This window comes from Mesoplasma coleopterae, from assembly GCF_002804245.1.
Lineage (GTDB): Bacteria > Bacillota_I > Bacilli_A > Mycoplasmatales > Mycoplasmataceae > Mesoplasma > Mesoplasma coleopterae.
On sequence record NZ_CP024968.1, the window covers coordinates 200,564 to 225,064 of the forward strand.

The following is a 24,501-nucleotide window of genomic DNA, read 5'->3' on the forward strand; positions in this document are numbered from 1 at the left end:
AATATACACCTTCTCTTGATACTTTAATAATTATACATTTGTAATAATTAAATTGTATAATAATTACTATGAATGGGGGTAATCAAATGACTAGTGAAAGAAATAGGTCAGATAAACCTAATTGATTTAAAATGACAAAAGACAAACAGCAAAAAAACAAATTTGATCCCCAAAAAGCTTTTTTAAAACTTAAAACTTGATGACCATTATCCAAAGTTTCAGGAAGAATATTTTTAATTTATTTATTTATAGTTTTATTTGGTGGATTTTTGTTATGTATTCCTGGAGTAGTTGTTAATAATGACTTAAACGGTTATGACTTTAGATGAGATTATTTAACCGGAATATTTACAGCTTCAAGTGCGTTTAGTGATACTGGGATTAACATTATTGATCCTTCACATGATTACACATTTTGAGGTCAATTAATTTTACTTATCTTAATTGAAATGGGTGGGATTGGAGTTTTAACATTAAAAATTATTTTATTTATTGCCATCAATAAAAAAATTTCACTTAGTGATACTGTGGTTGCTCAATCAGAACGTGGAAATGATGTTAAGTCATCAACTATTGAGTTAATAAAAGATGGATTTATATTTTTAACATTTGTGCAATTAATTGCTGCAGGAGTTTTATTTTTCTTATTTTTCTTTTCAGAACCAGCAAGTGAATCATTAAATCAGGTTATTGGTGCTAATGGTACTCATTCAAACCCAAATTTAAATGTTGTTTCACCTTATCACAATTTTATGAAATCAATTTGATTTGCTATTTTTCACTCAACTAGTGCAATTAATAATGCTGGATATGATTTATTATCAACAAATTCACTTCAACCTTATAATATTGAAGGTCATCAAGCGTATGCTATCCAAATAGTTTTTTTATTGGAATGAGTAATTGGTGGATTAGGTTATCCAACATTCCATGATATTAAAAGAAAATTAAAAGCTAGAAGAGTTGGACAAAAAGTTAGATTTAGTTTATTTACTAAGCTTAACTTCTGGGTTTATTCAATTTTATTTGTTGTAGGGCCTTTATTGGTTTTTGCAAGTGAATATTCAAATCAAGCGAACTCATTGATTTTTAATTACTATACATATGAAACAGATCCATTAACTCAAATGCCAATTAATGTTATTGTAACTCAAGCTAAACCAGGATATGCTGTAGCAATGGATATTATATTTAATACTACTGCTTGTAGAAACGCTGGATTTTCAACTGTTCCTATTAATGATTTTAATGCCTCATCAAAAACAATATTATCTTCATTAATGTTTATAGGTTCAGCGCCATCTTCAACAGCAGGAGGGATTCGAACTACAACATTTGCAATTATTATTCTTTCAACATGAGCAGTTATTAGAAATAAAAGCTACACAAGTGCATTTAAAAAAGTCATTCCTGCTGAAACCGTAAGAAGAAGTTTTTCAGTATTCTTTATTTCTGTACTTATATTAACTATTGTAATTATATTAATTTACTTTGATTCAAACGCTTATTTAACACCCGGTGTTGAAAATGGAGTAGCAGGAGAACTTGTGCAAAATCAAGGTGATGCAAGCATAATTCAAATATTAACTTTGATAACTAGTGCTTATGGAACCGTCGGAATGAATCCTTTCACTCAACATCAAATGTATAACTTTGGTGTATTAACTAAGCTATTGATTATTTTATGTATGTTCTTAGGACAATTAGGAATTTCAAATACATTATTAGCATTTATTAAACCATCAAGAAAAACAAACTTTAAATATTTAGAAGAAGACGTAACAATAGGATAGGAGATATTATGATTATTTTAGATGGAAAAAAAATAGCTTTAAAAAGAAAAAAAGAATTAGCATTAAGAATTTCAAAATATCAAAATCAAGGATTAAGAAAACCTAAATTAGTTGTTATTATGGTTGGCAATGATCCTGCTAGTGAAGTTTATGTTTCTCATAAAATTAAAGTTGCTAATGAAGTAGGAATTGATTCTCAACTTTTAAGGTTTGAAAATAATATTAAAAAAGAAGATTTATATAACAAAATCAATGAACTAAATAAAGATGCAAGTATTGATGGAATATTGCTGCAATTACCGCTACCAATTGATTTTGTTGAAGAAGATTATTTACAAGCAATAACTCCATTAAAAGATGTTGATGGTTTTCATTATATAAATCAAGGAAAAATGTTACAAGGATATGACACTATTTATCCATGTACTCCCTTAGGAATCATTAATTTATTGGAAGAATACAATATTAATATTAATAATAAAGATATTACTTTAATTGGAACAAGCAATATTGTAGGAAAACCTTTAGGAATGATGTTATTAAATAAACAAGCAACTGTAACAATGTGCAACAAAAATACAAAAGATATTAAAAAACACACAATTGGTGCTGATATTATTATTAGCGCCACTGGAAAACAATTTATTATTACTGAAGATATGATCAAAAATGATGCTGTCGTTATAGACGTAGGAATCATAAGAGATCCAATAACTAATAAGCTTGTTGGGGATGTTGATTTTGAAAAAGTTAAATTAAAAGCTAGTTACATAACTCCAGTTCCAGGTGGGGTTGGTCCAATGACGGTCATAACGTTAATGGAAAATACATTTGTTTTATATGAAAAACATATAAGTAAATAGACTAAACACTCAAAAAAAGAGTGTTTTTTTGACATAAAATTAAAAAAAAATAAAAATTACAAAATTTTATTTACAACTTATTTTTTATATGATAATATTTTTATTGTCCCAAGGGATAACAAAATTAAATAATTAACCAATAATTTGTATTTGGCTTTTTAGCTCAGTTGGTAGAGCAACCGGCTGTTAACCGGTTTGTCACAGGTTCAAGTCCTGTAAAAGCCGCCATTACATTTGGCCTGTTGGTGAAGCGGTTAACACACACGGTTTTCATCCGTGGACACACGGGTTCGAACCCCGTACAGGCTACCATTTATTATTGGAGTGCTAGCTCAGTTGGGAGAGCTCCTGCCTTACAAGCAGGCGGTCAGCGGTTCGAGCCCGTTGCACTCCACCATTTTTTTTGTGCTGACTTAGCTCAGTTGGTAGAGCAACTGACTTGTAATCAGTAGGTCGGGGGTTCAAATCCTCTAGTCAGCACCATTGTCAATTTTGAATTAGCACCATTGGTGCTTTTATTTTATTAAAATTTTATTTTTATATTTAACATTGATTATTTAAAAAAATAATGATAATATTTTTATTGTCCAAAGTTAATGACTCGCTAGCTCAGTCGGTAGAGCAACTGGCTTTTAACCAGTGGGTCCGGAGTTCGAGCCTCCGGCGAGTCACCATCCTGCGGGATTGGCGGAATTGGCAGACGCACTAGACTTAGGATCTAGCGTCTTTGACGTAAGGGTTCGAGTCCCTTATCCCGCACCATAAGAAAACAAAACTAGTATACAAATATTGCTAGTTTTTTTATTTGAAAATATAGCTAAATTAACTTTTAAAAAATATTTTAATTAATTTAAAAAAAATATTGCATGCAAAATAAAATTAGTGTATATTTATTATTGTGCCCTTTAAAAGGCACGGAAATGATCTTTGAAAACTAAATAGAACAACAATTGTACAATCCTGTAACAATTTCAAATTGAGTACAGAATAATATACAAAAAATATAATAGTCAGAATCAAAACAATAATTTAAAATGAGAGTTTGATCCTGGCTCAGGATAAACGCTGGCGGCATGCCTAATACATGCAAGTCGAACGGAGGTGCTTGCACCTCAGTGGCGAACGGGTGAGTAACACGTATCTAATCTACCTTCTAGCGGGGGATAACTTTTGGAAACGAAAGGTAATACCGCATGTGGATGTTATTATCGCATGAGAAAACATTCAAAGATCCGTTTGGATCACTAGAAGATGAGGATGCGGCGTATTAGCTAGTAGGCGGGGTAAAGGCCCACCTAGGCGATGATACGTAGCCGAACTGAGAGGTTGATCGGCCACATTGGGACTGAGATACGGCCCAGACTCCTACGGGAGGCAGCAGTAGGGAATTTTTCACAATGGACGAAAGTCTGATGAAGCAATGCCGCGTGAGTGATGACGGCCTTCGGGTTGTAAAGCTCTGTTGTAAGGGAAGAAAAAATAGGAGAGGAAATGCTCTTATCTTGACGGTACCTTACCAGAAAGCCACGGCTAACTATGTGCCAGCAGCCGCGGTAATACATAGGTGGCAAGCGTTATCCGGATTTATTGGGCGTATAGGGTGCGTAGGCGGTTTCGCAAGTTTGAGGTTAAAGCCCGGAGCTCAACTCCGGTTCGCCTTGAAAACTGCGGGACTAGAATATCAGAGAGGTAAGCGGAATTCCATGTGTAGCGGTAAAATGCGTAGATATATGGAAGAACACCAGTGGCGAAAGCGGCTTACTGGCTGATTATTGACGCTGAGGCACGAAAGCGTGGGGAGCAAATAGGATTAGATACCCTAGTAGTCCACGCCGTAAACGTTGAGTACTAAGTATTGGGGATTACCTCAGTGCTGCAGCTAACGCATTAAGTACTCCGCCTGAGTAGTATGCTCGCAAGAGTGAAACTCAAAGGAATTGACGGGGACCCGCACAAGTGGTGGAGCATGTGGTTTAATTCGAAGCAACACGAAGAACCTTACCAGGGCTTGACATACAGTGCAAAGCTACAGAGATGTAGTGGAGGTTAACATTGATACAGGTGGTGCATGGTTGTCGTCAGTTCGTGCCGTGAGGTGTTGGGTTAAGTCCCGCAACGAACGCAACCCTTGTCGTTAGTTACTAACATTAAGTTGAGGACTCTAACGAGACTGCTAGTGTAAGCTAGAGGAAGGTGGGGATGACGTCAAATCATCATGCCCCTTATGTCCTGGGCTACACACGTGCTACAATGGCCGATACAAAGAGTCGCAATCTCGCGAGGGGGAGCTAATCTCAAAAAGTCGGTCTCAGTTCGGATTGAAGTCTGCAACTCGACTTCATGAAGCCGGAATCACTAGTAATCGCGAATCAGCTATGTCGCGGTGAATACGTTCTCGGGTCTTGTACACACCGCCCGTCAAACCACGAGAGTTGGTAATACCAGAAGTACGTTTCCTAACCGTAAGGAAGGCGCGTCCCAAGGTAGGACTAGCGATTGGGGTTAAGTCGTAACAAGGTATCCGTACGGGAACGTGCGGATGGATCACCTCCTTTCTATGGAGATAAAAACAAAACAGATTGACTATTATATGTTCTATTTAGTTTTCAGGGATTATTTAAATATAATCTCTGAAAGAGAATTGTTCTTTGAAAACTGAATATTAGATGAAAAGCATTGTAAAAGATTAAAATAAATCAACAATTTTTAACAAATAAAAATAAATTTTTACTGAATCAATTATCAATTGCTTTAAGATTTTTTCTAAAAAATAGTAAGGGCACATGGTGAATGCCTTGGAAAATGGAGCCGAAGAAGGACGTGATTACCTGCGAAAAGCATCGGGGAGCTGGAAGTGAGCTTTGATCCGGTGATATCCGAATGGGGAAACCCAATACGATTAATCTCGTATTATCCATAAGTGAATACATAGCTTATGAGAAGGGAACCTTGGGAACTGAAACATCTTAGTACCAAGAGGAAAAGAAAATAAATAATGATTCTGTTAGTAGCGGCGAGCGAACGCGGAAGAGGCCAAACCAGTCTACGGGCTGGGGTTGTAGGACATCTTTTTAGAGTTACAAAATCAACATATAGTAGAAGCTACTGGGAAGTAGCGGCATAGAGGGTGATACCCCCGTATACGAAATGTGTTGATCTCTTAGATGGATCCTGAGTACGGCGAAACACGTGAAATTTTGTCGGAATCCGCCGAGACCACTCGGCAAGCCTAAATACTCCCATTTTACCGATAGTGAACCAGTACCGTGAGGGAAAGGTGAAAAGTACCCCGAGAGGGGAGTGAAATAGTTCCTGAAACCATGTGCTTACAAGAAGATAGAGCCCGTTAATGGGTGATATCGTGCTTTTTGTAGAAAGAGCCGGCGAGTTAATGTATCGTGCGAGGTTAAGCAGAATATGCGGAGCCGTAGTGAAAGCGAGCCTTAATAGGGCGTTTAGTACGTTGCATTAGACACGAAACCGGGTGATCTAGCCATGAGCAGGTTGAAGTTTGGGTAAAACCAAATGGAGGACCGAACCGACGTTCGTTGAAATGACCGCGGATGACTTGTGGCTAGCGGTGAAATTCCAATCGAACCCGGAGATAGCTAGTTCTCCCCGAAATATATTTAAGTATAGCGTCGAGGTTTACCACAATGGAGGTAGAGCACTGAATCTATGATGGCCCCACCTAGGGGTACTGAATAGAATTAAACTCCGAATGCCATTGTCGGATACTCGGCAGTCAGAACATGGGTGATAAGGTCCATGCTCGAGAGGGAAACAGCCCAGATCGTCAGCTAAGGTCCCTAAATTTAGGTTAAGTGTGTAAGGATGTGGAATTGCACAGACAGCTAGGATGTTGGCTTAGAAGCAGCCACCATTTAAAGAGTGCGTAACAGCTCACTAGTCGAGTGATTCTGCGCCGAAAATGTACCGGGGCTAAACCTAATACCGAAGCTACGGATTGTATTTTTAATACAGTGATAGGGGAGCGTTCTAATTGTGATGAAGTCAGACTGTGAGGACTGGTGGAACGATTAGAAGTGATTATGCCGGCATGAGTAACGATTGAATGTGAGAATCATTCATACCGTTTGACCAAGGTTTCCTGGGCAAGGTTCGTCCACCCAGGGTTAGTCAGGACCTAAGGCGAGGCCGAAAGGCGTAGTCGATGGACAACAGGTTGATATTCCTGTACCTGCTAGTTAGTGATGGAGTGACGGAGAAAGGTAGTGTATCCCAGGTGATGGATGTCCTGGGTTAAGCACAAAGACGGCAACATAGGCAAATCCGTGTTGTATTAAACGTTGAAGTGTTATGAGGAGTGAACGGTTCGCCTAGTAACGAAGTACATGACCCTACGCTTCCAAGAAAAGCTTCTAACTTAATAACTAGTAGCCTGTACCTATAACGAACACACGTGGTCAAGGAGAAAATCCTAAGGTAAGCGAGATAACTGTAGCTAAGGAACTCTGCAAAATAACTCCGTAACTTCGGAAGAAGGAGTGCTCAACGCAAGTTGAGCCGCAGTGAAGAGGGAGGGGCAACTGTTTAGCAAAAACACAGCTCTCTGCTAAGTCGCAAGACGAAGTATAGGGGGTGACGCCTGCCCAGTGCCGGAAGGTTAAGAGGAGAAGTCAGCGCAAGCGAAGCTTCGAATTGAAGCCCCGGTGAACGGCGGCCGTAACTATAACGGTCCTAAGGTAGCGAAATTCCTTGTCAGGTAAGTTCTGACCCGCACGAAAGGCGTAATGATCCCTTCGCTGTCTCGGCTGCAGACTCGGTGAAATTTTAGTACCGGTGAAGATGCCGGTTACCCGCAACTAGACGGAAAGACCCCGTGGAGCTTTACTATAACTTGATATTGAAATTTGGTATAACGTGTAGAGGATAGGTGGGAGACTTTGAAGCTGGACCGCTAGGGCCAGTGGAGTCAACCTTGGAATACCACCCTCGTTATATTGGATTTCTAACTTCGACCCGTTATCCGGGTTAAGGACAGTGTCTGGTGGGTAGTTTGACTGGGGCGGTCGCCTCCTAAAATGTAACGGAGGCGCTCAAAGTTACACTCAGCATGGTTGGAAATCATGCATAGAGCGCAAAAGTATAAGTGTGATTGACTGTGAGACTTACAAGTCGAACAGGTACGAAAGTAGGATTTAGTGATCCGGCGGTCCCGTGTGGAAGGGCCGTCGCTCAACGGATAAAAGTTACCCCGGGGATAACAGGCTGATCTCCCCCAAGAGTTCACATCGACGGGGAGGTTTGGCACCTCGATGTCGGCTCATCGCATCCTGGAGCTGTAGTCGGTTCCAAGGGTTGGGCTGTTCGCCCATTAAAGCGGTACGCGAGCTGGGTTCAGAACGTCGTGAGACAGTTTGGTCCCTATCTGTTGTGGGCGTAGGAAAATTGAAGAGAGCTGTTCCTAGTACGAGAGGACCGGAATGGACACACCTCTGGTGCTCCTGTTGTCACGCCAGTGGCACAGCAGGGTAGCTATGTGTGGAACGGATAATCGCTGAAGGCATCTAAGCGAGAAGCCTCCTTTAAGATGAATTTTCCCATTTCTTTAGAATGTAAGATCCCTTATAGACTATGAGGTTGATAGGATGGATGTGTAAGTGTCGCGAGGCATTAAGCTAACCATTACTAATAGATCGAGAGAATTTTAGAAAAAAGAAGCAATTGAGTATGTAATCATCTAATATCCAGTTTTCAGAGAACAATTTAAAAAAAGATCTGGTGGTCATAGCGTAGAGGTCACACCTGTTCCCATACCGAACACAGAAGTTAAGCTCTACAGCGTCGACGATATTGCATTGTGAGAAAATAGAACGCTGCCAGTTTGTGAAAGAATCCGTAAGGATTCTTTTTTTATTTAATTATTGATTTATAAGAGTAATATCTTTCATAAATAGAAAGGAAGGCGAAATTCATGACAATTAATGAAATTCTAGATTTACAAATAAATACAGAAAAAGAAACACCTGTTTTTGCGAGTGAGGCGATAATTCAAATAACAATTATTTGTAAAGCATAAAAATTTTTATTTCTTGACTAATGTTTTTAGGCATTAGTCTTTTTATTCATGAATTTAACTTAAAAATGTATAGAAAAAAACGTGATTTAAATTATATTTATTATTTAAACCATAAAACTTTTAATAAAATACCGAAATTAGGATGAAAGATACACTTATCAGCAAATTTAAAAAATTACAAAAAATTATTAAATATTACAAAAAAAATTTGTTTTAAATTTAATTTAAATTTTAAATATCAAACAAGTTATAAAAAAATTATTGAAGATTCGCAAAAACATACAAATAAATTTTCAACAGGAAAATTTATAACTATTTATTGCTTAAATCAAAAGCAATTTATAAATATTATAAATATTTTATATTCAAAAACAAAAGAAATAGAAGGCCCTTTCATTTTTTCTGATAGAAGATTTAAAGATTCAAAATGTATTTACTACAGATATGGGATTTTAAAAGGTGAAAACTGTTATGTTTTCGGTGAAGAAAGATTAATAGAAATGAAAAAAAATCAATATTATTCTGAAAATCTAACAAAACCTTTTTATTTAAACAAAAAAGATCCACTAGAAAGAGAGTACAAAAAATATAATTTTTACAAATTAAAAAAACTTAATAAGGAATATTTTATTAAAAATATCATTAAAGAAAATAATTCAGGTAATGTTTATATGGGTTATTTAGAAAATAAGAAAAAAATAATAATTAGAGAATTTAGACCAAATACACTTTTGGTGAAAAAAAATATAGATTCATTATATTTTGCTAAAAATCTTGAAAAAGTTCAATATAAATGTAATTTACTTAACAAAAGCATATCACCAAAATTAATTGATTCATTTTATGAATGAGAAAATTATTATATTATAGAGGAGTTTATTGAAGGTATAAATTTAAATCAATGAGTGATGACCAATAACCCATTTATATGTAACCAAAATAACCCATCAAATAAGGAAATTAAAAATTATGTTAGTAAATCTCTTGAAATATTTCAAAAAATAGTCAATAAGATTAAAATACTAAAAGATAATAAAATTATTCATGGAGATTTAAAATTAGATAATATAATGATAAAAAATGATGAACCAATATTAATTGATTTTGAATCATCAAATTTTTTGTATGATTTTAAGCCATATTTGAGAAATTCAGAACATAACTATTTTTATAAAAAACAAAGCTGCGATGAAATAAGTTTGCTTTTTATTTTATTGGACTTATTTGCCCCTTTTTCTTTTTTACTTCCTATGCAAAAAGAGATAAAAATTAATGAAAGATTATCTTATGTATGTAATCTTTTTAATATTGATATTCAAATCTTTGAGAAACTTATAAATAAATTAAATAAAAGAACATTAAAAATTACTGACTTTAATTTTTCGACTTTATTTTTATTAAAAAATAACAATAATATTCAAAAAAATAAAATAACACTAAAATATGAAACGAAAACAATGTGAACAAAAAAAACCAAGAAATTATTTTACCCTAAAAATGTATATAATATTCAATTAAATAATTATCAAACAAAATTTTGCAATTTATTTTTATTAAAAAATAATTTTTCAGAAAACACATTTAAAAGTAAATTTAATAATAAAATGCTTAAAGATTATAAAAAAGAAATAATGAAAAAAATAGATTTTCTATTATTTATTAAAGATTTTTCTTTTAAAAATGGATTATCTGGAATAGGTTTTTTTCTTTTAAAAATTTATAATAATGAAGATTTTCAATTAAATAAAATTGTAGAAAAAATTTATTACAGCGCTATTGCTGAAATTGAAAATATTTCAAATTCTTTTAATTTAACTTTCGATTTGGGCATTTCAGGAATTCTCTTTTTTATTTATCATTATGAAAAACAAAATAAATTAAAAAATAATTTTGATTTTTTAGAAATTATAAAAAAAATTGAAAATGAGTTAGTTAATAATTTAAAAAATGGATGTTATGTTACCAAAAATATAGCATCTCCTTATTTTGGTAATGGCACATCAGGAATTCTCTATATTTTGTCACTTTTTAATAAAAACAAAAAAAAGTTTTATTGTAATAAAATATTAGAAATTAATTTGCAGCTTTGCTCAAAAACAGATTTTTTATATGGATTACCAGGCATTTTATTTGTATTGTATAAATTAAGTGAAAGTCAAACATCCTTATTAAAAATAAACGAAATAAAAAAAATTTTAAATACTTTAAAAGACAAAAATGGTTTTTTTAGAGCACAAGTTGAAAATGATCATAGTAACTATTTTTTAAATACACTAATTGGTCCTTACGTTCTTGAAATTATTTTAAAATAAATTTTTAATTGTTATTTTATATTAAAAAGAGTATGATTTCCTTAATATAGAAAAATAAAAGGGATGAATATATGAAAAATGTCTATGCAAAAAATAAAATGGGTATTCTATGGTTTTCTATTCTTGCTTTTATAGCTGCAGCAGCATTAGTATTTTCTGGATACGTTATTAGTTATTTAATAAATACAGCTGTTGATGTAGTCAATGGAGCATCAGAAAAAATGAATTTGCTTTTTATAGAAATTGGTGTTTGTGCTTTATCTTTTGGAATATGCTTATTATTTTCATACTTGCAAACTCAGCAAAAAAATAAAATAATTAAAGAATTTAATTTATATTTAAGAAATAAAGTCTCTAATAAAATTATAAATTTGGATTTAAAAGATTTGGATTCTAAAAATAAAGGAGATCTTATAAGTTGATTAACAAACGATATAAATCAAATAGAAAGTAAAAATTTTGAAAATATGTTTTTATTTATTGAAACATTTTTAACAGCATTTTTAGCAATAATAGCAATATTTTTATTAAATTGAATAACGGGATTAGTAACAATTTTATGTTTTATTATTTTATTAATTGTTCCTTCGCTTTTACAAAAATCCATGGTTAAAATAGTAAACAAAGTTTCGTTAAAACAAGAAGAATTTTCTTCAAAAGTTGAAGATGTAATTTCGGGATATAGAGAATTTTTATATAATGATAAAACAGAAATCTTTAGTGAAATAATCAGTCAAAAGAGTTTTGAACTAGAAACTTATAAACAAAAAAATAAAAATATTGAAAATTTACAGATAACTGGAATTAATTCAATTGGTGCTATTTGTCAAATTGGTCTTGTTATAATGACTGTTATATTAGCTTCATATAAAATAGCACCAATAGGATTAGTTTTTGCTGTTCCTCAATTGGCTGGAAATTTTTTAGGTAATGCGCAAAGATCGCTAGGAGCTTTTTTTGGCTTATTAGGAAGCAAAGAATTGTTTAAAAAATTCATTTTTAAAAATACAGAACTTAAGATCAATGAAATTGAGCCTTTTAACTCAATTAAAATTAAAAACTTAAATTTAAGTATTAATGAAAATAATTTATATAATAGTTTAAATTTTGAAATTAAAAAGGGTAAGAAATATTTAATTTCAGGTAGAAGTGGTGTGGGTAAAAGCACACTTATGAAAATTTTATTTGGCCTAATATCTGAATATGATGGTGAAATTCTTTGAAATAATGATTTAAATTTATTAAAAATTAGTAGCAAACAAATTTGAAATCAAATTTATTATGTTCAACAGGAAACAATTATTTTTGATGCAAGTTTTAAAGAAAATATTACTTTATTCGATTCGTCAATTAGTGATAAAGAAATTTTTAATATTGTTAAACTAGTTAATTTACAAGAGTTAGTATCAAAAAACAACAATATTTTATCATTTAAATGCAAAGATATTTCTAAAGGTGAAGCTCAAAGAATCGCAATAGGTAGAGCACTGTTATCAAATAAAAAAGTTATTTATTTAGATGAACCTACAGCTAGTTTAGATAAAAGTAATACTGAATTAATAGAGAATTTAATTCTAAAAAACTCTGATTTAACAGTTTTATTTATTTCACATACTTCTGATATTCAAAATCAAATGTTTGACAAGGTTATAAAGTTGTAATAGTGAAATGAAAGATCTTAAAAACAATTTTAAAAATACGAATTAAAAATGTAACTGCAACACTTATCAAAAAATAATCTGATAGAAATTTCAGTTTCTTTGATACAAAAAAGCAACTTGCGACTGATTAAAGCCCAAAAAAGTTAGGATCAATAATTATAAAAACAATTTTAAATGAAAAACTATCTATAAAGTGTTAAAAAAGTTTGTTTCTTTTATAGCTAAAAAATTGAATAAAAATTGATCAACAATTTTCTGAGGAAATAAAAGAAATAGACCGCAATTATTTAGAAACCAAAGATGTGCAGTTTTCTTATAGACATTAACAATATTTGTTCATTAAAATGAAAGAAACAAATTAAAATAAAATCTAAAAGACTTACTTTTACCTAGATTTTGATGAAAAAAATTCAATAAATATGAGCATTGTCTATAAGAAATTTCAAAAATGAATTTAATTCCTATTACTTATAAACCTAAAAATATTAATCAAAGAAAAAATATTAGTCATTTTAATTGATTTAGTTATTAGCTGTAATGTAGTTTGAAAATCATAATCATACTATTTTAAAAGAGTTACCATAGAAGGGTTTGCAATTAAAATGGGAAATAAAACCATGAAGCATGCAAATAAAAAAATATGAATTAATTGCAAAAGAAAATTTAAATATTAAATCAATTACAAAAAACAATAGAAAAGAATTTAGTCTTCTGCATGAAGTTGTGCAAGAACTTAACCTATGACGTTATACATGTAGTACATATACCTCTTATGAAAAAGATACTGATGAAAACGTTAATAAATTAATCAGATGATATTTACATAAGAAAACTAATTTTAAAAGATCCTAATATAATTTAAATATTAAATGAAATAAATAAATTTTTTCATTTGCAAAATTCTGAACTACAAATCAGCTTATGAATTTTAGAAACATTCGCTTAGAAGCTCTGCACTTCCAATTTTAATATGTATTTGAAAATTATTTTAATGTTTATTTGATAAAATAATTAAATAGAAAAAGGAAAAGCATGAAATGAAAAAAATTATAGCATTTAGTGATTGTGATGGAACTTTATTATTTGATGATTACAAGTTTTCTGATTATACAATTAACACAGTTAAAAATATTTATGAAAATGGAAGTTACTTAATTCCAGTTACAGCCAGAACTTTAAAAAACTTAAAAAATATAGCAAAACAATTAAAAATTGATGAGCTTGGGGGTATTATTGCTGGTAATAATGGAGCTCAAATTTTTGATTTTAAAACTGGAAAATATATACTAAATAAAACAGTAGACAAAAACATTATTAATGAAGTATTTGATTTATATTACACAGAAGCTGATGAAGAAAAAGAATGCAAAGTTAATTTTGCTTCTGAAGAAATTGTATATTCATTTGGTGAATCAGAAAACACCAAAAAATGAGCAGAAATTATGGAACAACAATTTAAAGTTATTTCAAAATCAAATGAAATTGTAGAAGATATCGTAAGTATTTCTATAATAACTAAAAAAGGAACAGATTTAGATACTTATTTACATCATTTTAATAAAATAAAATCAAAATATGGAAATGACTACAGAATTGATAATTACCATAACAGAGTAATAAGTATTGCTCCAAAAGATATTGATAAAGGATATGCTGTTGAAATAATTAATAAATATTTAAACAATACAGGTCAATATGAAACTTATGGTTTTGGAGATAGTTACAATGATTTTCCTTTAATAGCAGCAGTTGATTATGGAATAGCTATGAAAAATGGATTAGATGAATTAAAAGAAACAGCTTATGATATTACTGAATACCCAAATTATCAAGACGGTGTAGCAAGATACATTAATGACAAAATTTTTAAAAAATAAAAATTTAAACAATATTTTAATCATAGTAAAAAAGAAAAAGAATAGTGAATTTTAATGGCTGAAATTATAATACTTAGCTCTTTATTCTTTATCCCGCTTTTTTTAAATAGCGGATGAATCATATATATTAGAAATACTTATTTTGTAAAAAATAGGTATTTTTATTTATAATAGAACTATAGAGAATTTAAGAGGAAAAAATATGTACGCTTTTGATTATGAAGATATTCAACTTATACCAAACATGTGTGTTGTAAATTCGAGGAGTGAATGTAACACTTCTGTAACACTAGGGAAACATACTTTTAAAATGCCTGTTGTTCCAGCAAATATGGCAACAGTTATTAATGAAGAATTATCTGTTATGTTAGCAGAAAAAAACTATTTTTATGTAATGCATAGATTTGATTTTGATGCTGTTTCATTTATAAAAAAAATGAAAGAAAAGAAATTAATATCATCAATTAGTGTTGGTGTTAAAGAACAAGATTTTAAAATGATTAATGAATTAACTAAATTAAATTTAATACCTGATTATATAACTATTGATATTGCTCATGGACACGCAAATAGCGTAAAAGAAATGATCCAACATATTAGAACTAAAATGGGAGATCAGACTTTTATTATTGCAGGTAATGTTGCAACCCCACAAGCAGTAAGAGATTTAGAACACTGAGGAGCAGATGCAACAAAAGTTGGTGTAGGTCCAGGAAAAGTTTGTATCACTAAATTAAAAACAGGTTTTGGAACAGGTGGATGACAACTTGGAGCAATTAAATGATGTAGTAAAGCTGCAACAAAACCAATCATTGCAGATGGAGGTTTAAGAGTTAATGGTGATATTGCTAAATCAATTAGATTTGGAGCTACAATGTGTATGATAGGAAGTTTATTTGCAGCTCATGAAGAATCACCAGGAAAAAATGTAACAGTTGATGGTGTTTTATTTAAAGAGTACTATGGAAGTGCAAGTGAATATAACAAAGGTGAAAAAAGATACGTAGAAGGGAAAAAGGAACTTATTAAAGTACGTGGGAAATTAATGGACACTTACAAAGAAATGGAAGAAGATTTACAATCATCTATTTCATATGCAGGTGGTAAAACATTAAAAGCTATTAAAAAAGTAGACTACGTAATTTTAAAGACAAGTAACTTTTAATTTTAAAAATGAATAATTTAAAAAATAGTGAAAGATTAAATGAAAATATAAAAGTTATAACAAAACAAAAGTTAGGTATTAAAGAAATAGCAACTATATTTGATGTTTCTGAGCAAACAATAAGATTTTATGATTCAAAAGGTTTGCTGCCATTTTTTGAAAGAGAAGATAATAATTACAGATATACAACAGTTGAAAATTTGCAATGATTTAAAATGGTTTTCTTGCTAAGATCTGCCGGAATGGAAATAAAAAACATAAGAGAATATATAAATTTATGTATGGAAGGTGATTCAACTGTTCCTCAAAGACTAAAAATCATTCAAAACCAAAAAAAAGATTTAATTTCAAAAATCAAAGGCTTACAATCTGAGCTTGAATTGTTAGCAAGCAAAGAAGAACATTATAAAAAAATTCTTGAAGAAAACATATTGGATGAATGAAATCCAGTTAATTTCGAAGAAATAATACAAAAAAAATTAAAATAACATTTTTTGCTTGCACTATAGTTACTATAATGTTTTAGAATCAATTTATAATCATATAAAGGAGATTTTGAAATGAAAAATAAAGTATGATTCGTAACAGGAGCTGGGCAAGGAATTGGTTTAGTAGTTACAAAAGAATTATTAAAAAAAGGACATAAAGTTATTGCGACAAGTCGTAATAAAGATAAAATTGAACAAGCTATTGGAGCTAACGAAAATTTATTAGCTTTATCAGTAGATATCAAAGATTTAAAAGCAGTTGAAAAAGCAGTTGCTTCAGGAGTAGAAAAATTTGGTGGGATTGACATCTTATTAAATAATGCTGGTTACTCACAAATGTGAACTTTTGAAGAAACAGATATGGAAGATGTAAAAGGAAACATTGAAACTAACTTAATTGGTACTTTAAATGTTACTCATGCAGTTTTACCAGTAATGCGTAAACAAAAACATGGACACATTTACATAACTTCATCAGCTTGAGGATATGGTACTGTTCCTTACAACAGTGTTTATGCTGTAGTTAAATTTGGTTTAGATGGATTTGCAGAATCAATTAGCCATGAATTAAAAACTGTAGGAATTAGTATTTCAAGTATTAAACCTGGAGGAGTAAGAACAAACTTCTTAACTTCAGACTCTTTACAAACAGGAAAATCAACAATTGAAGAATATGCAGCAGGTAGAGATGAATGAGTTAACACAGTTAAATCATGAAACGGTTACCAAGACGGAAATCCACAAAAATATGCAGAATTTATTATTGGATTAACAGAAAATGAATCTGTACCACCAATGCATATATTTGCAGGAAGAGATGCTTATGAAATTGCTAAAAATAAAATTTCAGCAGTTCAAAAAGATATGGATGAATTAGAAGCACAAGCAACTAACTTACATTTTGAAAATTAATTAAGGATATATAAAAAATGAAAAACAATGTATGATTTATAACTGGAGCAAGTCAAGGATTTGGTCTAGGGATAACAAAAAAACTTTTAGAGCAAGGACATAAAGTTGCTGCTACAACTAGAAATCCCCAAAAACTAATTGATGAACTAGGAGCAAATAAAAACTTACTAGCTTTAAAAGTAGATCTTTCAAACCAAAAAGAAATAGACGATGCTGTTGCAAAAACTGTATCAGAATTTGGATCAATTGACATCTTATTAAATAATGCTGGTTATGGTCAATTATGAACATTTGAAGAATCAACAGACAAACAAATTAGAGAATGTTTTGAAGTAAATTTCTTTGGAACAATCAATGTAACTCGTTCAGTTTTACCAGTGATGCGTAAACAAAAGTATGGACATATATTTACAACTTCATCAATTTGAGGATATGTAGGTGTTCCATATAATAGTACTTATGCAGCTGTTAAGTTTGCGACTGATGGTTGAACTGAATCAATCAGTCACGAATTAAAACCATTAGGTATAACTGTGTCATGTATAAAACCAGGTGGATTCAGAACAAATTTCTTAAGTTCAGGATCATTAATTACTGGAGAAGAAACAATTTCAGATTATAAAGAGGGAAGAGACACATGATTCAATAATCTAGCTTCTTTTGATAAACAACAGGATGGAGATCCTGAAAGATATTGTGACTTTGTAATTGATATTACTAAAGGTGACAAAGTCCCTCCAGTTCATATTTTTACAGGTAGAGATTCATATGAATACGCTGAAAATAAAATAAAACAAATAAAAGAAGATATGGAAATTCTTAAAACTGAAGCAACTGATTTACACGTAAGATAAAAGAAACCAACTATGTTGGTTTTTTTATTATTTATTTCATTTTTTCTCCTTAAAACATAGAGCATAAAAACAAGATGTTTAGTATAATTAGAAAGTATTCTTATTTTATGAAAGAAGGGGTAATATGAAAAGAATTGGAGTTTTAACTTCAGGAGGAGATGCACCTGGAATGAACAATGCAATTGCTGGAGTTGTTAAAGCAGCTGAAGCTCAAGGCATTGAAGTTTATGGTGTAAGAGATGGATATAAAGGTTTAATTAATGGTTGATTTGAAAAATTAGATTCTAAATTTGCTTTAGAAATTATTTCAAAAGGTGGGACTGTTTTAGGTTCAGCTAGATTACCAGAATTCAAAGAAGAAAGTGTAAGACAAAAAGCTGTTGATCAATTAAAAGCTCATGACATTGAAGCATTAGTTGTAATTGGTGGAGATGGAAGTTACATGGGAGCTCAAAGATTAACAGAAATGGGAATTAATTGTATTGGTTTACCTGGAACAATCGATAATGATATTGTTTCAAGTGATTACACAATTGGATTTGATACAGCATTAAATACAGTTATTGAATCAATTGAAAAAGTTCGAGATACTATGCAATCACACAATCGTGCAGCTGTAATTGAAGTTATGGGAAATGGTTGTGGTGACTTAGTTACTTATGCAGCTATCGCAACTCAAGCAGAAATATTTTCGCCAAGTGAAAGTAAATTAACTATTGAACAAATTTGTGAACAAGCTAAAAAGTTCGCTGAAGTAAACCATAGAAGTTTAATTATTTTAGTTAGCGAAAAACAATTTGATGCTAATGAATTAGCGAAAAAAGTTGAAGAAGCAAGCGGTTATGTAACAAGAGCAACAATTTTAGGTCACGTTCAAAGAGGTGGACGCCCATCAGGAATGGATCGTTATTTAGCTTTCACAGCAGCACTTTACGCGGTTGAAAAATTAATTGAAGGTAAAGGTGGATTATACATTGGTCTAAGTGAAAACAAACTTGTTGCAAGAGATATTGAGTCAACATTGAATATGCCAAAGCCAGATAAGACAGAATTTATCGAAAAAATAAGATTATTGAACGCAAAGATATCAAAATAGGAAAAAATAATTTAAAATATATATTGAAAAAGTACATAGGAGAAAAAAATAAATGAACAAGAAAGAATTACAAGCACGTGTAAAACGTACTAAAATTATTACTACAACTGGTCCTTCAACAAATGAACCAGAACAAATAAAAGAATTATTTGAAAATGGAATGACAACAATCCGTTTGAATTTTTCACATGGTGATTATGAAGAACAAGGATACAGAATTGCTGGAGCAAAAAAAGTTAGAGAAGAATTAGGAAAACCTATTTCAATCTTATTAGATACAAAGGGACCAGAAATTCGTGTTGGTAAATTTGTAGACGGAAAACAAGAAGTAGTTGCAAACCAAGCAATTACAATTTACACAGATGCTGAATCATTCAAAAACAAAGAATGTTTATCAGGAGAAATGACAGTTGCATACGATATGTCAGTTGACCTAAAAATTGGAGATACAATTTTAATTGATGATGGTAAATTGGAAATGACTGTTGAAGAAGTTAAACCAGGTGTAGTTAAAGCTGTTGCTTTCAATAATCACTTAGTTAAAACTAACAAACGTGTTAATTTACCAGGTGTTGATTTCTCAATGCCATTCTTAGCACAAAAAGATATCAACGATATTAAATATGGAGTAGAACAAGGTGTTGACTACATTGCTGCATCATTTGTTAACTCTGCTGAAAATGTAAAAGAAATCCGTGATATTTTAGCAGAAGCTAATGGATCAGATATTCAAATTATTTCAAAAATTGAATCACAAGTTGGAATTGATAACATTGATGCAATTATTGAAGCATCAGATGGAATTATGATAGCTCGTGGAGACTTAGGATTAGAAATTCCTTACTACGATGTACCATACTGAGAAAAAATTATTATCAGAAAATGTCGTGAAGCAGGTAAAGTTGTTATTGTTGCTACTCAAATGTTAGAAACTATGACAGAAAACCCAGCACCTACAAGAGCTGAAGTTACTGACGTTTACTTTGCTACTGAATTAGGAGCAGATGCTACAATGTTATCAGGAGAATCAGCAGCTGGAGATTATCCATTCATTACTGTAAATACAATGGCTACAATTAACAAACGTGCTGAAATTGAATTCTACAAAAAAGCCTACTACCAAACTCAATTAGAAAACGCTAAAAATTCAACTAGTGGACCACGTGCTGATATAGCAATGGACTTAGCTGAAAGAACTCGTGATGGACAATATGAATTTGCTGTTGTTTTATCAAGAACTGGAGCTTTATTAAAAACTATTTCAAAATTCAGACCAAACGTAACTATTTTAGGGGTAAGTGAATCAGAAAGATTATGAACTGCATTTGGTGTATGACACTCAATCTTCATGAATAAAACTGCTAACTTATTAGAATTAGAAGAAAATATTGCTCAAATCTCAGAAATTGCAAAATTATGAGGTGCAAAATCAGGATCAAAAATCTTAGTTGTAAGAAACAAAGATATTCGTGAAATAACAGTAGTTTAATTCAAATTAAATAATAAAAAAACTACCGAAAGGTAGATTTTTTTTACTTGTTAAACTATTTTTTCAAGAGCAGCTTTTGAAACTTTGTTTTTAAATCACTTTTGATTACCAAAAATATAAGCAGGTCCACCAATTGACTGTTTTGCTCATTTTTTAAAGTTAAATGAATCTGTATGTTTAACTATTTTTCCATTTACGACTTCCATTTTTGAATCTACAACATTAGTTACTTTTCTTTTTTTAGGGCCAAATAAATATGTCGCTGTTCATCTAACAAAAATATCTTCATTTTCTTTTATAATTTCATATGAAACTTCAAATTTTGATTCTTTTTTATTTGAAAGCAATGACTTTCACATATTAGTTACTTGTTTATTATTAAGATCTTTAAAAATGGGGTCATTAAAAATAATTGATTGATCATATAAACTATTCATTTTTTTAGAATTGCCTTTAGTAAATGCCTCATAAAATTCTTTTAAAACTAATTCTTTTTCCATTTTAATTCTCCCTTTAGTTTTTTTGCACAAATAAAGTATATAACTTTTATAATCAAAAGAAAATATTGTATAATTATTTTTGTAAAGTGAATATTAATTAACATTTTGGACACGATACTATTGATTCTTTTAAAGAGAGTTGTTGGTGCTGAAAAACAATAAAGATAGATAGTCATTACTACCAAATAAATAATGTTACGTTGGGTGCGATAAACCTTGAATTAAGGTATTAAATTTTTTAATTTAGTACGAATTAGGATGGTACCGCGTTTAAAACGCTCCTAAATAAATAGGGGCGTTTTTGTTTTTTTAAGGAGGAAAAAGTATGAAAATAAAATTATTAGACGGATCAATTAAAGAATTTGATCAAGCAATGAACGTTAAATCAATAGCTGAAGCTATTGCAATAAGTCTGAAAAAAGCAACAACAGCTGCAAAAGTTAATGGAAGATATGTTTCAGTTGATTATATTGTTGGAAAAGATTCAACTTTAGAATTAATAACAACTAAACATGAAGATTTTTATAAAACTTTAAACTACACTGCCGCTTTTGTAACAGGAGTAGCTATTTCAGAATTATTTAAAGATGTTAAATTGGCAAAAGTATTGTATAAAGAAGACGAATTAGAATATGGTATCACTTTTGAAGTTGAACCACGAATTGGTTTAGAAGAAATGCAAAACATTCAAAATAAAGTTAACCAAATTATTAAAAACGATTCTATTATTTCTAGAGAAATGGAATTAAAGGAAGCAGAAGAATTATTTAATGATAATGAATACCAAAAACATTTAGCAAAAGAAATGTTTAAAACTTATGGAGAAGTTAGTGTCTACACTTTAAATGGTGTATCAATAGTTTCAAAACATCCAATAGCTTTAAATTTAAAAAATATTAAAGTTGTTGAAGTTCAACAATTAACTGGTGAATACTGATTAAATCATTCAGATAACATTATGCTGCAAAAAATTCATGGTATGGCTGCTGAAAGCATTGAAACATTAACTGCTAAAAAAGATATTTTAGAAGACAGAAGAAGCAGGGACCACAGAATTATTAATAAGACTTTGAAAATATTTGGTTTTGATCATTTAGTTGGACCAGGATTACCCTTATGAATGCCAAATGGAACAATTATTAAAGAACAAATTAAAAATTTCATTAAGGAAAAAGAATGAGAATATGACTATATAAATGTGACTACACCAGTTATTGGTACAGTTGAATTGTATAAAAAATCTGGGCACTGAGATCACTATGGTGAAGACATGTTTCAACCATTTAATGGTGGTAGTGGAAGCGATGAACAATTTATTCTAAGACCAATGAACTGTCCACACCACGTTGCTGTTTATAAACAAGAGCAAAGAAGTTATAGAGACTTACCTTTAAGAATTGCAGAACATGCTTTACAACATAGATATGAATCAAGTGGTAGTCTAACAGGTTTAGAACGTGTAAGGGCTATGGAATTAACAGATAGTCATATTTTTGTAAGACCAGATCAAGTTGAAGCTGAATTTAAATCAATTTACAAAATGATTAATGAAGTGTTACAAACATTTAATATTCAAATTGATTACTTAAGTTTAAGTTTAAGAGATCCTGAAGATAAAGTTAAATATTATCAAGATGATAAAATGTGAGATGAAGCAGAAGCGGCTTTAGAAAAAGTGCTACAAGACTTAAAAATTGATTATAAAAAATGCATCGGAGAAGCAGCATTCTATGGTCCTAAATTAGATATTCAAATTAAAACTGCTCAAAATCATGAAATTACAGTTTCAACAATTCAATTAGACTTCTTATTACCCAAAAAGTTTGATGTAACATATGTTGATCAAAATCAAGAATTTAAAGCACCGATTATGATTCATAGAGGTGTTATTGGAACTTATGAACGTTTTATAGCAACATTATTAGAACAAACTAAAGGTGTATTACCTTTATGATTAGCACCAAACCAAGTTGAAATTATACCTGTTGGTAGCGAAGAAAATATTGCATATGCGCAAGAAGTAAGAAAATATTTGAAAAAGGACTTTGTTAGAACACATGTTGATTTAAGGGATGAACGCTTAAGCTATAAAATACGTGATGCTCAAACAAGTAAAATACCATATCAGTTAGTTATTGGAGATCAGGAAAGAAAAGATAATTTAGTAACTTATCGCCAATATGGTAGTGAGCAACAAACTACAGTCAAACTAGAAGAATTTAAAAATATGATATTAGATTTAATTTGTAATAAGAAATAGTTTGATATAAACTATAAATACAAAGAAACAAAGGAGAATATAATTATGGCAGAAATGATTAAAGTTTCATCAAAAGAAGAGTTCGATAAAATTATTAGTGAAGGGAAAACATTTGTTGATTTTAATGCAACATGATGTGGGCCTTGTAAAATGCAAATGCCTTTAGTGCATATGCTAGCTCAAAAAACAGAAGGTATTAAATTTATTGATTTGGACGTAGATTTAGTTCCTGAGGTTGCACAACAATACCAAGTTATGTCAATTCCAACTTTAATGTTATTTGAAGAAGGAAAAGAAGCAAAGAAAAATGTAGGATTTATGGATCCAACAAAATTAGAAAACTTTATTAAATAATTTCAAAAAGACCTAGGTCTTTTTTATTTGGAAAAAAATCCATTTTTTACTATATAATTAAATAAAAATAAAGAAAATTAAATCCAAATTTTGGTTTTTTTTGGTTTTTTTTGGTAATATGAAGTTAGAAAGGGATATATGATTAAAAAACAAAGACAAACAATAATTTTAAATTTTTTAAAGGGTAAGAAAATTGTTGCTGTTGAAACCCTTTCAAATGAATTAAAAATTCCACTTACAACTTTAAGAAGAGACTTAACTGAACTTGAAGAATTAAATAAAATAGTTAAGTTGCATGGTGGAGTTGAGTACAAGGAACCAGCATTTATCTATGAAGATTTTTTTGAAAAGAAAATTAAAGATAATGTTAAAGAAAAAGAAACAATTGCCAATAAAGCAATAAAAAAAATTAACAAGAATGATTCAATATTTATTGATTCAGGATCTAATGGTTATTTTATTGCTAAGAACTTAAAAGCTGACCTCAATTTACAAATAGTAACCAATTCTATTTATAATGTTTTGGAACTAGTAAAAAACGGTCACGAGAATGTTTACTTACTTGGTGGTAAGTTTACAAATGTAACAGGAGCTATTTTAGGATTTGAAGCTCTTGAGGCCTTAAAAAACTATATTTTTGACAAAGCATTTTTAGGAGTAAATGCTGTAGATGAAGAAGGATTCATTTACACAACAAGTCCAGAACATGCTCAAATAAAAATTGAGGTAATAAAAAATTCAAGAGAAAGCTATGGATTAGCTGATTCAAGCAAAATGGATCGAAAATCCTTTTATAAATTTGCTGACAAAGAATCAATTAAATTAATATAAAAA

The 24,501-nt window shown here is 30.6% G+C and carries 15 protein-coding genes, 6 tRNA genes and 3 rRNA genes; 23 read left to right on the plus strand and 1 reads right to left on the minus strand.

Features of this window, described 5'->3' with window-relative positions:
- Positions 1–86 precede the first annotated feature (86 nt).
- The 20 genes from MCOLE_RS00895 (at position 87) to pyk (ending at position 20,553) form a co-directional block, all read left to right on the plus strand.
- On the plus strand, positions 87–1,793 hold the full coding sequence (locus MCOLE_RS00895; protein WP_244161455.1) for a potassium transporter TrkG: 1,707 nt from the start codon (positions 87–89) through the stop codon (positions 1,791–1,793).
- A gap of 8 nt (positions 1,794–1,801) precedes the next feature.
- Positions 1,802–2,656 carry a bifunctional 5,10-methylenetetrahydrofolate dehydrogenase/5,10-methenyltetrahydrofolate cyclohydrolase gene (locus tag MCOLE_RS00900; protein ID WP_100670642.1) on the plus strand — a complete coding sequence of 285 codons (855 nt, stop codon included), beginning with the start codon at positions 1,802–1,804 and terminating at the stop codon, positions 2,654–2,656.
- A gap of 152 nt (positions 2,657–2,808) precedes the next feature.
- Positions 2,809–2,884, plus strand: a tRNA-Asn gene (locus tag MCOLE_RS00905).
- A gap of 8 nt (positions 2,885–2,892) precedes the next feature.
- Positions 2,893–2,968, plus strand: a tRNA-Glu gene (locus MCOLE_RS00910).
- Between the two features lie 9 nt (positions 2,969–2,977).
- Positions 2,978–3,053: transfer RNA gene (locus MCOLE_RS00915), tRNA-Val, on the plus strand.
- A gap of 10 nt (positions 3,054–3,063) precedes the next feature.
- Positions 3,064–3,139, plus strand: a tRNA-Thr gene (locus tag MCOLE_RS00920).
- A 115-nt stretch (positions 3,140–3,254) separates the two neighbouring features.
- Positions 3,255–3,330, plus strand: a tRNA-Lys gene (locus MCOLE_RS00925).
- 4 nt (positions 3,331–3,334) lie between these two features.
- Positions 3,335–3,418: transfer RNA gene (locus MCOLE_RS00930), tRNA-Leu, on the plus strand.
- Between the two features lie 268 nt (positions 3,419–3,686).
- Positions 3,687–5,211, plus strand: a 16S ribosomal RNA gene (locus MCOLE_RS00935).
- A 208-nt stretch (positions 5,212–5,419) separates the two neighbouring features.
- A 23S ribosomal RNA gene (locus tag MCOLE_RS00940) occupies positions 5,420–8,333 on the plus strand.
- A gap of 64 nt (positions 8,334–8,397) precedes the next feature.
- Positions 8,398–8,505 (plus strand): 5S ribosomal RNA (gene rrf / locus MCOLE_RS00945).
- The 16S, 23S and 5S rRNA genes sit together here with 6 tRNA genes alongside, the layout of an rRNA operon.
- A gap of 259 nt (positions 8,506–8,764) precedes the next feature.
- Entirely contained in the window at positions 8,765–11,011 is a 2,247-nt protein-coding gene (locus tag MCOLE_RS00950) for a class III lanthionine synthetase LanKC N-terminal domain-containing protein (protein WP_164704223.1), read from the plus strand.
- Between the two features lie 71 nt (positions 11,012–11,082).
- Positions 11,083–12,672 (plus strand): ATP-binding cassette domain-containing protein, encoded by a 1,590-nt coding sequence (locus MCOLE_RS00955; RefSeq protein WP_100670646.1) that lies wholly within the window; start codon positions 11,083–11,085, stop codon positions 12,670–12,672.
- 1,037 nt (positions 12,673–13,709) lie between these two features.
- A complete protein-coding gene (locus MCOLE_RS00965; RefSeq protein WP_100670650.1) occupies positions 13,710–14,549 on the plus strand; it encodes an HAD-IIB family hydrolase in 840 nt (279 codons plus the stop codon).
- 202 nt (positions 14,550–14,751) lie between these two features.
- Positions 14,752–15,714 carry a GMP reductase gene (locus MCOLE_RS00970; RefSeq protein ID WP_100670652.1) on the plus strand — a complete coding sequence of 321 codons (963 nt, stop codon included), beginning with the start codon at positions 14,752–14,754 and terminating at the stop codon, positions 15,712–15,714.
- A gap of 8 nt (positions 15,715–15,722) precedes the next feature.
- Positions 15,723–16,202 carry a MerR family transcriptional regulator gene (locus tag MCOLE_RS00975; protein WP_100670654.1) on the plus strand — a complete coding sequence of 160 codons (480 nt, stop codon included), beginning with the start codon at positions 15,723–15,725 and terminating at the stop codon, positions 16,200–16,202.
- A 72-nt stretch (positions 16,203–16,274) separates the two neighbouring features.
- Entirely contained in the window at positions 16,275–17,114 is an 840-nt protein-coding gene (locus MCOLE_RS00980) for an SDR family oxidoreductase (protein WP_100670656.1), read from the plus strand.
- Between the two features lie 17 nt (positions 17,115–17,131).
- The gene (locus MCOLE_RS00985) at positions 17,132–17,968 is read left to right on the plus strand and encodes an SDR family oxidoreductase (protein ID WP_100670658.1); all 837 of its coding nucleotides are present in this window, start codon (positions 17,132–17,134) and stop codon (positions 17,966–17,968) included.
- A 124-nt stretch (positions 17,969–18,092) separates the two neighbouring features.
- Positions 18,093–19,064, plus strand: a complete 972-nt coding sequence (gene pfkA / locus MCOLE_RS00990) for a 6-phosphofructokinase (RefSeq protein WP_100670660.1) — start codon at positions 18,093–18,095, stop codon at positions 19,062–19,064.
- Between the two features lie 52 nt (positions 19,065–19,116).
- On the plus strand, positions 19,117–20,553 hold the full coding sequence (gene pyk, locus MCOLE_RS00995; RefSeq protein WP_100670662.1) for a pyruvate kinase: 1,437 nt from the start codon (positions 19,117–19,119) through the stop codon (positions 20,551–20,553).
- A 50-nt stretch (positions 20,554–20,603) separates the two neighbouring features.
- On the opposite strand, the gene MCOLE_RS01000 is transcribed toward pyk, so the two are convergent.
- Positions 20,604–21,053, minus strand: coding sequence for a nuclear transport factor 2 family protein (locus MCOLE_RS01000; RefSeq protein WP_100670664.1), 450 nt, complete (start codon positions 21,051–21,053; stop codon positions 20,604–20,606).
- Between the two features lie 325 nt (positions 21,054–21,378).
- Between MCOLE_RS01000 and thrS the strand changes: the two genes are divergently transcribed.
- The 3 genes from thrS (at position 21,379) to MCOLE_RS01015 (ending at position 24,498) form a co-directional block, all read left to right on the plus strand.
- The gene (gene thrS, locus MCOLE_RS01005) at positions 21,379–23,313 is read left to right on the plus strand and encodes a threonine--tRNA ligase (RefSeq protein WP_100670666.1); all 1,935 of its coding nucleotides are present in this window, start codon (positions 21,379–21,381) and stop codon (positions 23,311–23,313) included.
- A gap of 45 nt (positions 23,314–23,358) precedes the next feature.
- Positions 23,359–23,667 (plus strand): thioredoxin, encoded by a 309-nt coding sequence (gene trxA, locus MCOLE_RS01010; RefSeq protein WP_100670668.1) that lies wholly within the window; start codon positions 23,359–23,361, stop codon positions 23,665–23,667.
- A gap of 138 nt (positions 23,668–23,805) precedes the next feature.
- Positions 23,806–24,498 carry a DeoR/GlpR family DNA-binding transcription regulator gene (locus tag MCOLE_RS01015; RefSeq protein ID WP_100670670.1) on the plus strand — a complete coding sequence of 231 codons (693 nt, stop codon included), beginning with the start codon at positions 23,806–23,808 and terminating at the stop codon, positions 24,496–24,498.
- Positions 24,499–24,501 lie beyond the last annotated feature (3 nt).